The 12855-nt window shown below is 73.3% G+C and carries 9 protein-coding genes and 3 tRNA genes; 11 read left to right on the top strand and 1 reads right to left on the bottom strand.

Annotated elements, in window-relative coordinates:
- Window positions 1-44: 44 nt before the first annotated feature.
- From ACWC9T_RS24155 to ACWC9T_RS24135, 5 genes are all read left to right on the top strand, one after another.
- Window positions 45-1805: an LCP family protein gene (locus tag ACWC9T_RS24155; protein WP_449823129.1), complete on the top strand. Its 1761-nt coding sequence runs from the start codon at window positions 45-47 to the stop codon at window positions 1803-1805.
- 149 nt (window positions 1806-1954) lie between these two features.
- Window positions 1955-2413: a ribosome silencing factor gene (gene rsfS, locus ACWC9T_RS24150; RefSeq protein ID WP_396250385.1), complete on the top strand. Its 459-nt coding sequence runs from the start codon at window positions 1955-1957 to the stop codon at window positions 2411-2413.
- Entirely contained in the window at window positions 2410-3057 is a 648-nt protein-coding gene (locus ACWC9T_RS24145) for a histidine phosphatase family protein (protein ID WP_449823144.1), read from the top strand. The genes rsfS and ACWC9T_RS24145 overlap by 4 nt, the downstream gene beginning before the upstream one ends.
- Before the next feature lie 263 nt (window positions 3058-3320).
- Window positions 3321-3393 (top strand) — tRNA-Ala (locus tag ACWC9T_RS24140).
- A gap of 57 nt (window positions 3394-3450) precedes the next feature.
- Window positions 3451-3523, top strand: a tRNA-Ala gene (locus ACWC9T_RS24135).
- A 61-nt stretch (window positions 3524-3584) separates the two neighbouring features.
- On the opposite strand, the gene ACWC9T_RS24130 is transcribed toward ACWC9T_RS24135, so the two are convergent.
- Window positions 3585-4484 (bottom strand): helix-turn-helix transcriptional regulator, encoded by a 900-nt coding sequence (locus ACWC9T_RS24130; protein WP_449823128.1) that lies wholly within the window; start codon window positions 4482-4484, stop codon window positions 3585-3587.
- Between the two features lie 103 nt (window positions 4485-4587).
- Here ACWC9T_RS24130 and ACWC9T_RS24125 point away from each other — a divergent pair, with 103 nt between their 5' ends.
- The 6 genes from ACWC9T_RS24125 to ACWC9T_RS24100 all read left to right on the top strand — a co-directional run bounded on the left by ACWC9T_RS24125 (window position 4588) and on the right by ACWC9T_RS24100 (window position 12807).
- The gene (locus ACWC9T_RS24125; RefSeq protein ID WP_449823127.1) at window positions 4588-6027 is read left to right on the top strand and encodes an MFS transporter; all 1440 of its coding nucleotides are present in this window, start codon (window positions 4588-4590) and stop codon (window positions 6025-6027) included.
- Window positions 6028-6162: 135 nt separating this feature from the next.
- Window positions 6163-6235, top strand: a tRNA-Ala gene (locus ACWC9T_RS24120).
- 97 nt (window positions 6236-6332) lie between these two features.
- Window positions 6333-7628 (top strand): hypothetical protein, encoded by a 1296-nt coding sequence (locus ACWC9T_RS24115; RefSeq protein WP_449823126.1) that lies wholly within the window; start codon window positions 6333-6335, stop codon window positions 7626-7628.
- Between the two features lie 335 nt (window positions 7629-7963).
- On the top strand, window positions 7964-10849 hold the full coding sequence (leuS, locus tag ACWC9T_RS24110) for a leucine--tRNA ligase (protein WP_449823125.1): 2886 nt from the start codon (window positions 7964-7966) through the stop codon (window positions 10847-10849).
- Between the two features lie 267 nt (window positions 10850-11116).
- On the top strand, window positions 11117-11890 hold the full coding sequence (locus tag ACWC9T_RS24105) for a hypothetical protein (RefSeq protein ID WP_449823124.1): 774 nt from the start codon (window positions 11117-11119) through the stop codon (window positions 11888-11890).
- Window positions 11891-11961: 71 nt separating this feature from the next.
- The gene (locus tag ACWC9T_RS24100; RefSeq protein ID WP_449823123.1) at window positions 11962-12807 is read left to right on the top strand and encodes a DegV family protein; all 846 of its coding nucleotides are present in this window, start codon (window positions 11962-11964) and stop codon (window positions 12805-12807) included.
- Window positions 12808-12855: the final 48 nt, after the last annotated feature.

Raw genomic sequence — 12855 nt, 5'->3', positions numbered from 1 at the left:
CGCGCGTTTCGCGAAGCGGCCGCCGAGCGCAGCGAGGTGGGCGCATGAGCACGCGCAACGGCAACGGGCAGCAGCCGGAGGAGTGGTCCACCGGGCAGTATCAGCAGCCGTACCAGGGGTACCAGCAGCAGGGGTACGAGCAGCCGCAGTACGACCAGTACGGGCAGCCGGTGTACGGCCAGGGCACTTTCACCGGCCACCAACAGCAGGGGTACCAGCAGGAGCAGGGCTACCAGCAGGGGTACCAGCAGCAGGGGTACGAGCAGCCGCAGTACGACCAGTACGGGCAGCCGGTGTACACCCAGGACCCGTACGGCGGCTACCAGCAGCAGGAATACCACCAGGGGTACCAGCAGCCGTACCAGGCCGCGCCGGTCGTCACCGAGCCGCAGCCGCAGCCGCAGCCCGAGGCCGTCGCCCCCGCCGCGCCCGCTGAGCCCGCCGTGCCGCGCCCGCGCACGCCCCGGCCGGCCGCCGAGACGGCCCCGGCCAAGCCCGGGGCGCCGTCCGAGCAGGTCGCCGGGGCCCGGTCCGGCAAGGCCGGCTCCCGCGCGCCCAGGGACAGCTACACCACGGGCGAGTTCACCTTCGTCGACGAGGAGGCGGAGGAGACCGAGGACGTCATCGACTGGCTGAAGTTCGCTGAGTCCCGCAGCGAGGTGCGCGCCGAGCGGCGCCGCAAGCTGCGCAACCGGTTGGTCGGCCTCGGTGTGGTGGTGGCGCTGGTGGCGGGCGGCGTCGGCGGTTACCTGTGGTTCACCGGCGACAAGCCGACCGCGGCCGCCGCGGCCGGCGGGCGCCAGGTCAACGTCGTCCACCTGCGCGACCTGCAGGGCAAAGTGTCCAGCGCGCTGCTGGTCAACGACGCCTCCGGGCACAAGGGCACGGTGCTGCTGCTGCCCGACAACCTGCGGCTGCCCGGACCGGGCGAGCCGCCGGTGACCACCGTCGGCCAGTCGATGGACGCGATCGGCGCCTCGGCGACCCGCGACGGGCTGTCCACGGTGCTGGGCGCTCCGGTGGCGGGCACCTGGCGGCTGGACACCCCGTACCTGGAGCTGCTGGTCTCCCAGCTCGGCGGTGTCCGGGTGGACACCAACGCCGAGACCCACGAGGGCGGCAAGCCGGACGGCAAGCTGCTGTCCGCGGCGGGCAAGAACGTCCTGCTCAGCGGCAAGGCCGCGGTCGCGTACGCCACCCTGCAGGGGCCCGGCGAGAACCGGGACGCCCAGCTGGCCCGGTTCGGTCAGGTGATGGACGCGGTGGTGCGCACCATGCCGACCGAGTTCAAGGACGCCAAGGACGACGTGCACCGGATGAACGCGGTGCTCGACCCCTCGCTGCCCGAGGACGCCCTCGCCGGGGTGCTCGCCCAACTCGCCCAGCAGGCGAAGGACGGCCATTTCGGCACCACCGCGCTGACCGTCAAGCCGGACGGCAGCCTGGACGAGGCGAGCGCCGGCAAGCAGGTCAAGGACGTGCTCGGCGGCACCGTGAAGTCCGCGGCGGTCGGCAGCGCCCCGGCCCGGGTCTCGCTGCAGGACGCCACCGGCAACGACGCGGCCGCGGCCGCCGCCCAGGTGCAGATCGTCAACTCGGGCCTGACCTTCATCCCGGGCGGCGCCAAGACCGCCGCGCAGGCTGCCAGTGAGATCCGCTACACCGACGACGCCCGGCAGGCCGCGGCGAAGTCGCTGGCGACCAGCCTGGGGCTGCCGGACTCGGCGGTGAAGAAGGTGGGCGACGCCCAGAACGCGGACCTGGTGGTCGTGCTGGGCAAGGACTACCAGCCGCCCAAGCAGTAGGCCGGCGGTCCGGCCCGGCCCCGATCGGCCGCGCCCGGCCCCGCGGCCCCGGAAAACGGTTCCGGGGCCGCCGGGGCGGCGTGAGATCCTGGAAGGCGACCCCGGCCGCTCGCCGGGGCCGCCCCAAGCCGCCGAGCCGGAAGAACACCGTGACCGTCACCGACCACAGCCAGCAGCTCATCACCGTCGCCGCGCAGGCGGCGGCCGACAAGCTCGCGCACAACATCATCGCCTTCGACGTCAGCGAGGTGCTGTCGATCACCGACGCCTTCCTGATCGCTTCCGCGAACAACGACCGCCAGGTCCGCTCGATCGCCGAGGAGATCGAGGACCAGCTGCGCGAGCAGCTGGACATCAAGCCGGTGCGCCGCGAGGGCGAGCGCGAGGGCCGCTGGATCCTGCTCGACTACCTGGACATCGTCGTGCACGTCCAGCACTCCGAGGAGCGCTCCTTCTACTCGCTGGACCGGCTCTGGAAGGACTGCCCCGAGCTGCCGCTGCCCGAGGACGCCATGGCCTCGCGCAACCGCCCCGACGCCATCACCGACGGGGCCGGCAACGCCGTCGCTCCGGCCGACGACTTCGGCAAGCCCGAGGACCTGCACTGAGCCGCAAGACGAGGGGGCCGCGCATCGTCTTCTGGCGGCACGGCCAGACCTCCTGGAACCTGGAATCGCGCTTCCAGGGCACCACGGACATCGAGCTGACCGGCCAGGGCGTCCTGCAGGCCCAGCGGGCGGCCCGGCTGCTCTCCGGCCTGCGCCCGGACCTGCTGATCTCCTCGGACCTCAAGCGCGCCCGGCGCACCGCCGAGGAGCTGGCCCACATCACCGGGCTCGACGTGCAGCACCACGAGGGCCTGCGGGAGACCTACGCGGGCTCCTGGCAGGGCCTGACCAACGCCGAGATCCGTGAGCGCCACCCGGAGGAGTACGCGGCCTGGGCGGCCGGGGAGCCGGTGCGGCGCGGTGGCGGCGAGCTGTCCACCGAGGTCGCCGACCGCTCGGTGCCGGTGGTGCTGGAAGCCACCGCCAAGCTGCCGGAGGACGGCACGCTGGTCGTGGTCAGCCACGGCGGCACCATCCGCACCATGCTGGGGCGGCTGCTGGGCCTGGAGCCGCCGCTGTGGGAGTGCTTCGGCGGGCTGTCCAACTGCTGCTGGTCGGTGCTGGGCAAGGGGGCGCGCGGCTGGCGGCTGCTGGAGCACAACGCGGGCACGCTCCCGCAGCCGGTCATCGGCGACGACACCTGACGGTTCCTGCCCGGGGGCGGCACCCGGGCGACGAGGGCCCTCGGGGGCTTCGGGGACTCCCCGAAGCCCCCGAGGGCCCTCTGCGTGCTTGCTCCCCCGGGCTTCTCCGGGGGCCTCGGCGAGGGTGTCCCGGGGCCTCGGGGGAGCGATCGCGGGGCCCGGAAGACGCGGATTTCGCAGTTCCGGGCCTGACCGGCTAGAGTCTTCCTCGTTCGCACGGAGGGAACGCGGCCCGGAAGGGAAGCGGGAGATCCGGTGAGTGCGGGGCTATAGCTCAGTTGGTAGAGCGCTTGCATGGCATGCAAGAGGTCTGGGGTTCAATTCCCCATAGCTCCACTCCGCATCGGCGGTCGTGGCCAGTTGGAATTCAGGGGCCAGGGTCGTCCGTGTCGCGGGGCTATAGCTCAGTTGGTAGAGCGCTTGCATGGCATGCAAGAGGTCTGGGGTTCAATTCCCCATAGCTCCACAGCAGTTCGAGAGGCCGTCACCCGCCGGGTGGCGGCCTCTCGCGTTCCGCCCGGAGACGGTCAGGACACGCAGGTGTGCCGCCAGCCGCCCGGCGGCAGCGAGTTGAGCGCCTCGACCCGCTCCCGGTCCTGGTCGGCCACCGGGACGTAGACCACGATGTAGCACTCCGGCACGCCCGGCATCGTCAGATAGGTGGCGTTCAGCCGCATCACACCGAGCACCGGGTGGCGGAAGATCCGCAGCAGGGTCTTCGGCGGTGCCACCTCCTGGCGCTCCCACAGCTCCCGGAACAGCTCGCTGCGCGCCGACAACCGCTGCACATGGGCCTCCCAGGCCGGCTCGCCGACGTGCTTGCCGTACGCCGAGCGCAGCACCGCCACCATCCGCGGCAGGGTCTCCTCCGGGTTCTCGCACGGGTTGCAGCACGACGGCGCGGTCAGCATGCACCAGAGGCTGTTGAAGAAGACCCCCTGGGACGGGCGCATCCGCTCGGTGCCGAACAGCGAGCGGTACGGCTGGTTGAAGCTCAGCACGTCGAACCGGGTGTTGGAGACGGCCGCCGGCAACGGGGCGAGCGAGTCCAGGATGACCCGGATCGACGGGCTCAGCTCCGGCGGGGCCGGCTGCGCGAGCGGCGAGGGGGCCGCCCCGGCCAGCCGGAACAGGTGGGCGCGCTCGGTGCCGTCCAGCCGCAGCGCCCGGGCCACCGCCAGCAGCACCTGCTCGCTGGCGTTGATCGGACGCCCCTGTTCGAGCCAGGTGTACCAGGTGACCCCGACCCCGGCGAGCTGCGCGACCTCCTCGCGGCGCAGCCCCGGCGTACGGCGGCGCAGCCCCGGCGGCAGGCCGACGTCCTCGGGGGTGACCCGTGCCCGGCAGGCCTTCAGGAAACGGGCCAGCTCGGTCCGACGGCGGTCGCGGCCGCCCGCAGCGGTGGGCAGTTCCTCCAGCACGGTCATGCCGTCCATCGTGCCGCAGCGCGCCCGGGCGATACAGGTGCTGCCGGTACCAGGATCAGCAAGCTCTAACCACCAGTACCGGCACGGCCCCAATATGGTTGTCATGACGGACCTTCAGATCCGACCCGCCGTGGCCGGAGGCACCAGCGAGGCCCCGGCCGTACGGCCCGGGCTCCTCCTCGCGCTCGTCCTGTGCGGGCAGTTCATGGCCGTGCTCGACGTTTCCATCGTCAACGTCGCGGTGCCCACCATCCGCACCGACCTCGGCGCCTCGGGCGCCGCGCTGCAACTGGTGATCGCCGGCTACACCATCGCCTACGCGGTCCTGCTGATCACCGGCGCCCGGCTCGGCGCCCGCTACGGCTACAGCCGGCTGTTCCAACTCGGCCTGGCCGCCTTCACCGCCACCTCGCTGGCCTGCGGCCTCGCCCCGAGCACCGGCTGGCTGATCGCCTTCCGGCTGCTCCAGGGCGCCGGCTCGGCGCTGATGGTGCCGCAGGCGATGAGCCTGCTGCAGCGCACCTTCACCGGCGCCGCCCGCGCCCGGGCGCTCGGCCTCTACTCGGCGGTGCTGGCCGGCGGCATGGCGCTCGGGCAGGTGCTCGGCGGGGTGCTGGTCAGCGCCGACCTGTTCGGCACCGGGTGGCGGCCGGTGTTCCTGGTCAACGTGCCGCTCGGGCTGGTGCTGCTGGCCGCCGGCGCCCGGCTGCTGCCGCGGCTGCCCGGCGACGCCTCGCGCGGCTTCGACCTCCCGGGCCTGGTGGTGCTGGGCGCGGCGCTCGGCCTGCTGGTGGTGCCGCTGGTGCTCGGCCACGAACTCGGCTGGCCGACCTGGGGCTGGGCGATGATCGCGGGCAGCGTGCTGCTGTTCGGCCTGTTCGTGGTGGTCGAACGCGGCATAGCCCGGCGCGGCGGGCAGCCGCTGATCTCCGGGCGGGTGCTGCGCGCCCCCGGGCTGCGCCCGGCGGCGGCCGGACTGTTCGCGATCATGGCGGCCTTCTCGGGCTTCATGTTCTCCTTCGCCCTGCACCAGCAGGCCGCGCTCGGCCACAGCGCGCTGCGGGCCGGGCTCTGCTCGGCGCCCGTCGCGGTCGGCTTCGGACTGGCCAGCCTGCACTGGCACCGGCTGCCGGGCCGCCTGCACGGGCTGCTGCCGGTGCTCTCCGCGGTGCTGCTCGGGGGCGGCTACCTGCTGCTGGGGGTGCTGCTCGGCGGCGGCTCCGAGATCGGGGCGGTGCCGCTGGCGGAGATGGCCGCGCTCGGCCTGATCGCCGGCTGCGCGTACGCGCCGCTGTTCGCCCGGGCGCTCGCGGGGGTGGCGCCCGAGGACGCGGCCGATGCCAGCGGGGTGATGGTGACGGTCATCCAGCTCGGACAGGTGATCGGGGTCGCGGTGCTCGGCTCGGTGTTCCTCGGGCAGGTGAACCTGCCGGCGCCGGCCGCCGAGTCGGGGCACGCGCTGGAGGTCACCTTGGCGGTCAACGCCGTCGGGGTGCTGCTGGCCTCGGGCTTCGCCGCGCGCAGCCGGCGGGCGGTGCGCTGAGGGCCCTGATCCTTCCCCTGGCCCGCACCTCGGGAAACGGATTTCTGGAGCACGCCCCGGACCGTGTAAAGTAGTCGATGTCGCCGAGGGGAACGGACGGAAACGGCCGAGAAACCCGGTGACATCGCAGGTCAAGGGGCTATAGCTCAGTTGGTAGAGCGCTTGCATGGCATGCAAGAGGTCTGGGGTTCAATTCCCCATAGCTCCACAGTGGTCAAGAGCCGCCTCCCGTCAAGGGGGGCGGCTCTTCGCCGTTGTGTCCACGTCACCGGCGGGCGGGTGGGAAAGACCGCTACCGTCGTGCCATGGCCGATCTGCAGCGAAGGCGGAACGAGGAGCTGGCCCGGATACTGCACCAGCTCGGCTGGAGTCCGGAACGGCTGGCCCGCGAGGTCAGCCTCGCCCTGCCGCCGGGCCTGGCCATCAGCTCCACCGCCCCCTACAAGTGGCGCGACCGCGGCATGGTGCCGCGCAGCCCGCACGACCAGACCGTTTGCGAGGTGCTCAGCCGCACCCTGGGCATCGCCGTCACCTACGAGCAGCTCTGGGGCCGGATGGGCGGCCACCGCGGCGCCAAGATCCTCTCGCCCCGGCTGCTCACCGACCCGTGGACCGCCGACACCGCCCAGACCGCCCTGCGTGAGGCCGCCACCGACGCCGGGCCCGTCCGCCTCACCGACCTCTTCCGCAGCGCCGACCTCGACCACGCCGCCGAACGGCTCGCCTCCGCGCCCCCGCCGGTCGGCGGCGGCGAGGGCGCGCTGCGCATCGACGCCGGACTGGTCGGCGAGCTCGGCCTGTCCTTCCGCAGCAAGCAGCGGCTCGAACGCTCCTGTGGCGGCGGCCTCGTCCTCGGCCCCACCCGGGCCGAACTCGCCATGCTCGCCAAGCTGTTGGAACTCGGCGCGTACGACGAACGGCTGGGTCGCGAGCTGTACGGGACGGCCAGCAGGCTCGCCCGACTGGCCGGCTGGGCCGCCTACGACCTCGGCCACGACGCGGCCGCCCAGCGGGCCTTCGTCGCCGCGCTGCGCGCCGCCCACGTCAGCGGCGACCCACGGCTCGGCGTCGCCGGGCTCGGCGCGCTGGTGGTGCTCGCCACCCAGGGCGCCGGCGGGCGCGGCCTGGACGCCGTCTCCGCGCTGCGCACCGCCCTGGAGACCCACGGCCCCGCGCTCAGTCCCACCTCCCGGGCCCGCCAGCTCGGCCGGATCTCCCGCGCCCACGGCCGGCGCGGGGAGGCCGAGCAGGCCGAGGCGGCCGCCACCCGGGCCTTCGCCGAACTGGACGGCGTGCCCGGCACCGAGGAGGCCCGGGCCGACCTCGCCGGCATGGTGGGGGAGGGGCGGCTGGCGCTCGGCCGGTGCCGGATGGCCAAGCCGCTGCTCGCCGAGGCCGTCGCCGGGCTCGGGCCGGGGCGGGCGCGGTCCAAGGCGCTGCTGATGGTCCGCCTCGCCGAGACCCATCGGCGGCTCGGCGACCAGCGCGAGGCCGCCCGTACCGTGGCACAGGCGCGTTCGCTGGCGGCGGGGATGCAGTCGGAGCGGCTGGCGAAGGCGCTGCGGGACTTCGACGCGGCGGGGCGGGCGGCGGCGCGGTGATCCCGGTTCGGCACGGTGTGGTGGGCGCGGCGCGGGGATCCAGGTCCGGCACGGTGTGGTGGTCCACGCCCGGCGCGGCAGCGCCCGCTGGGCGGTACGGCCGGGAGTGCCCTGACCTGCTTGCGGTACCCTGAGCCCATGCGAACCGTGCGCCTGCTCCTTAGCCGGCCGCGCTGACCAGGACCGGCCGCGCCTTAGGGCGGTGCCGGAGTCGGCGTGGCGTCCCCTCCTGCGAGGGGATTTTTTGTTTTCCGCCCCCGCCCGCGTCGTGGGACGGGTCCACGGGCCGGCCGCGTCGCGGTTCGCCAACTGACACCGATGGAGCTTGAAGGACCATGAGCGAGACGACCCCTGCGTCCGGCGCGGCCGAGACCGCGACCGAGCCGTTCCGGTACAGCGCCGCGCTGGCGGCGGACATCGAGTCCCGCTGGCAGGACCTCTGGGAGAAGGAGGGCACCTTCCACGCCCCCAACCCCACCGGTGCGCTGGCCGACCCGGCCGCGGGGGACGTCGCCGCGAAGCCGCACAGCTTCATCATGGACATGTTCCCGTACCCCTCGGGCGCGGGCCTGCACGTCGGCCACCCGCTGGGCTACATCGCCACCGACGTCTTCGCCCGCTACCAGCGGATGACCGGCCACAACGTGCTGCACACGCTGGGCTACGACGCCTTCGGCCTGCCCGCCGAGCAGTACGCGGTGCAGACCGGCACCCACCCGCGGGTCTCCACCGAGGCCAACATCACCAACATGCGCCAGCAGCTGCGCCGGCTGGGCCTGGGCCACGACCCGCGCCGCTCGATCTCCACGATCGACCCGGACTACTACCGCTGGACCCAGTGGATCTTCCTGCAGATCTTCAACTCCTGGTACGACGAGGACGCGCGCAAGGCCCGTCCGATCGCCGAACTGGTCGGCCAGTTCGAGTCCGGCTCGCGTGAGGTGCCGGGCGGGCGCGCCTGGGCGGAGCTGTCCGCCGCGGAGCGCGACGAGGTCCTGGGCGAGTACCGGCTGGCCTACGCCAAGGAGGTGCCGGTCAACTGGTGCCCGGGACTGGGCACCGTGCTGGCCAACGAGGAGGTCACCGCGGACGGCCGCTCCGAGCGCGGCAACTTCCCGGTGTTCAAGTCCAACCTGCGCCAGTGGATGATGCGCATCACCGCGTACTCCGACCGCCTGATCGCCGACCTGGACCTGCTGGACTGGCCCGAGGCCATCAAGCTGCAGCAGCGCAACTGGATCGGCCGCTCCGAGGGCGCCCGGGTCGACTTCGCCGTCGACGCCGGCAAGATCACCGTCTTCACCACCCGGCCCGACACCCTGTTCGGCGCCACCTACATGGTGCTGGCGCCCGAGCACGGCCTGGTCGACTCCATCGTCCCCGCCGCCTGGCCGGAGGGCGTCCCCGCCGAGTGGACCGGCGGCGCCGCCACCCCCGCCGAGGCCGTCGCCGCCTACCGCGCCGCGGCCGCCGCCAAGTCGGACGTCGAGCGGCAGGTCGAGGCCAAGGTCAAGACCGGTGTCTTCACCGGCGCCTACGCCGTCAACCCGGTCAGCGGCGAGTCCGTCCCGGTGTTCATCGCCGACTACGTGCTGATGGGCTACGGCACCGGCGCCATCATGGCCGTCCCCGCCCACGACCATCGCGACTTCGCGTTCGCCCGCGCCTTCGCCCTGCCGATGCGCTGCGTCGTCGAGCCGACCGACGGGCGCGGCGAGGACCCGGCCGGCTGGGACGACGCGTTCGACACCTACGACTCCGTCATCGTCAACTCCGCGCGCTCCGAAGGCGACCTGTCGCTGGACGGGCTGAGCGTGGTCGACGCCAAGGCCGCCGTCACCGCCTGGCTGGCCGAGCGCGGCATCGGCGAGGGCACCGTCAACTACCGCCTGCGCGACTGGCTGTTCAGCCGTCAGCGGTACTGGGGCGAGCCCTTCCCGATCGTCTACGACGAGGACGGCGTGATGCACGCGCTGCCCGAGTCGATGCTGCCGGTCGAGGTCCCCGAGGTCGACGACTACTCGCCGCGCACCTACGACCCGTACGACGCGGACTCCTCGCCGGAGACCCCGCTGTCGCGCAACGAGGCCTGGGTCGACGTCGAGCTGGACCTGGGCGACGGCGTCAAGAAGTACCGCCGAGAGACCAACACCATGCCCAACTGGGCGGGTTCGTGCTGGTACGACCTGCGCTACGTCGACCCGACCAACACCGAGGCTGTCGTCGACCCGGCCAACGAGCAGTACTGGCTGGGCCCCACCGCGGCCAAGCCGGCCGGCGGCGCCGACCTGTACGTCGGCGGCGCCGAGCACGCCGTGCTGCACCTGCTGTACGCGCGCTTCTGGCACAAGGTGCTGCACGACCTGGGCCACGTCTCCTCGGTCGAGCCGTTCCACAAGCTGTTCAACCAGGGCATGATCACCGCGGACGTCTACCGCGACGAGCGCGGCTTCCCGGTGCCCGCCGCCGAGGTCGAGGAGCGCGACGGCAAGTACTTCTGGCAGGGCGAGCCGGTCAAGCGCGAGGCCGGCAAGATGGGCAAGTCCCTGAAGAACGCCGTCGCCCCGGACGAGATCGCCGACGAGTACGGCGCGGACACCCTGCGCCTGTACGAGATGTCCATGGGCCCGCTGGACGTCTCCCGCCCCTGGGACACCCGGGCCGTCGTCGGCTCGTACCGATTCCTGCAGCGGCTGTGGCGCAACGTCGTCTCGGAGACCACCGGGGAACTGGTCGTCACCGAGGAGCAGCCGGACGAGGCGACCCTGCGCGCCCTGCACAAGGCCATCGACGGCATCCGCGGCGACATGGCCGGGCTGCGCTTCAACACGGCCGTCGCCAAGGCGATCGAGCTGAACAACTACCTGGTCAAGCGCGGCTCCACGCCGCGCGCGGTGGCCGAGCAGCTGGTCCTGATGGTCGCGCCGCTGGCCCCGCACATCGCCGAGGAGCTGTGGCGCCGCCTGGGCCACGGCGAGTCGCTGGCGCACGCCGACTACCCGGTCGCCGACCCGGCGTACGTGGTCGACGAGACGGTGACCTGCGTGGTGCAGATCAAGGGCAAGGTGAAGGCCCGGCTGGAGGTCGCGCCGAGCATCTCGGACGCCGAGCTGGAGGCGCTGGCGCTGGCGGACCCGGCGGTGGTCGCGGCGATCGGCGACGCGGTGGTGCGGAAGGTGATCGCGCGGGCGCCGAAGCTGGTGAACGTCGTCACCGGTTGAGGGTTCGGGTGAGGCCGGCTGAGCCGGTTTGATCGGGCGGGTGTCCTTCGGGGCGCCCGCCCGGTGCTTTTGCCGCGGGTTTCCAGATGGCTCGTGGGTGCCCGGTTCCGGGCCCTCGGGGAGATCCCGGATCTGTCCCTGATCTCCGCTTGTTGGGCCCGTTCGGACCGGCCCCAGGCCGGGTGCGGGGGCTACGGTGGAACCCTCGGCAGTGCGGCCCGCGTCGGGCCGGGTGGGGGCCGACTCGGTGGCGGAAGGTGGCGCGCGATGGACGTGTTCGGCGTGATGATCGGCTTGGTCCTGCTCTTCGGGATCGCGGTGCTGGTCTTGGCCGTGGTCGGCACGGTCAAGGCGGCCAAGGCCGTCGCCGCGAAGGTCGGGAAGCACGAGGCCAACGCCCGGCGCGCCGTCGAGACCGCCACCCTCAAGGCGAAGACGTACACCAAGGTCGGCCCGCCCGCGCAGATCGCCACCGTCCGGCTCAAGCTGCGGACCTCCCTGGACGGCACCCGGCAGGTGCTGGAGAGCGGGCTGCCGCAGGACGGCCAGCTCGGCGAGGCCCTCGCGCTGCTGACCCGGCTCGAGGCCCATGCGGCGGAGCTGGACGGCGAGCTGCGGATGCTGGAGCGCGAGCCGGACACCGCGCGGATCGCGGCCAAGCTGTCGGAGCTGCGGGAGCGGGCGGAGCGGATCACCCACTCGGCGGAGACCATGCGGTGGGCGGCGCAGGACCGGATGCACCGGTTCGCGGACGACGAGCTGGGCCGGCTGAGCCAGGAGTGCGAGAGCGAAGCGGGGGCGCTGCGGCACTGGGACACTGCGGGGGCGGGTTCTGCGGGGTCCTCGTCCGGTGTCGGGTCGTCGGCCGGTGCGGGGTCCTCGTCCGGTGTCGGGCCGTCGGCCGGTGCCGGTGCGGCTCGGGCCGGGCTGACGGACGGGAAGGGACGGCCGAGCGCGGAGGAGTTGCTCGGGCTGGCCGAACCGCTGGCGAAGCTGGCGCAGCGGCTGCGCAAGCCGTCGACGGGGCCCTCGGCGGGCTGAGTCACCGCGCCCTCCCGGTGCGCGGGGAAGAGTGCTGTCCTCCCGGACGAACGGGGAGTAACCTCCGCCTCATGCCCTCCGACCTCGCACTTGTCACCGATTCCACGGCCTACCTGCCGCAGGAGGCCCTCGACCGGCACGGGATCACGGTGGTCCCGCTGAGCGTCGCGGTCGGTGACTCGGTCCTCTGCGAGGGCGTCGAGATCTCCCCGAAGGACGTCGCCGAGGCACTGCGCGCCAAGCAGCGGGTCACCACCTCCCGGCCCAACCCGGAGGCCTTCGCCGCCACCTACCGCGCGGCCGCCGAGGCCGGGGCGAAGGGGATCGTCTCGGTGCACATCTCCGGCGAGCTGTCCGGCACGGTCGAGGCCGCCCGGCTGGCGGCCGCCGAGGCGCCCGTACCCGTGCGGGTGGTGGACAGCCGGCTGGTCGGCATGGCCCTCGGATACGGGGTGCTGGCGGCGGCAGAGGCGATCGAGGCCGGTCGGGGCCTGGCGGGGGCGGCGGGGGCGGCGGAGCGACGGGTGGCCGTGACCAGCGGGTTCTTCTACGTGGACACCCTGGAGTACCTGCGCCGGGGCGGACGGATCGGGGCGGCGCGGGCGCTGCTCGGGTCGGCGCTGGCGGTCAAGCCGCTGCTGTACCTGGACGGCGGGCGGATCGAGCCGCTGGAGAAGGTGCGGACGGCCTCGCGGGCGATCGCGCGGCTGGAGGAGATCGCGGTCGAGCGGTCGGGGGAAGACGAGGTGGACATCACCGTCCACCACCTGGCGGCCGAGGACCGGGCCGAGCCGCTCGCGGAGCGGCTGCGGGCGCGGGTGCCTGGGCTGCGGGAGCTGTACGTGGGCGAGGTGGGGGCGGTGATCGGCGCGCACGTCGGGCCGGGCCTGCTCGCGGTGGTGGTCGCGCCGCGCTGAGGCGGCGGTCCGGTCAACTTCCGTGGGTGCCCCTCACTCGTGTGAGCG

The organism is Kitasatospora sp. NPDC001159 (genome assembly GCF_053598235.1).
The sequence above is the reverse complement of the archived record's forward strand: the minus strand, read 5'-3'. Positions and strand labels throughout refer to the sequence as shown.

Bases quoted from the DNA above. Each gene is read 5' to 3' on its own strand.
- ACWC9T_RS24155 (WP_449823129.1), top strand. From the start codon at position 45: ATGAGCACGCGCAACGGCAACGGGCAGCAGCCGGAGGAGTGGTCCACC.
- ACWC9T_RS24130 (WP_449823128.1), bottom strand. From the start codon at position 4,484: ATGACCGTGCTGGAGGAACTGCCCACCGCTGCGGGCGGCCGCGACCGC.
- ACWC9T_RS24125 (WP_449823127.1), top strand. From the start codon at position 4,588: ATGACGGACCTTCAGATCCGACCCGCCGTGGCCGGAGGCACCAGCGAG.
- ACWC9T_RS24115 (WP_449823126.1), top strand. From the start codon at position 6,333: ATGGCCGATCTGCAGCGAAGGCGGAACGAGGAGCTGGCCCGGATACTG.
- leuS (WP_449823125.1), top strand. From the start codon at position 7,964: ATGAGCGAGACGACCCCTGCGTCCGGCGCGGCCGAGACCGCGACCGAG.
- ACWC9T_RS24105 (WP_449823124.1), top strand. From the start codon at position 11,117: ATGGACGTGTTCGGCGTGATGATCGGCTTGGTCCTGCTCTTCGGGATC.
- ACWC9T_RS24100 (WP_449823123.1), top strand. From the start codon at position 11,962: ATGCCCTCCGACCTCGCACTTGTCACCGATTCCACGGCCTACCTGCCG.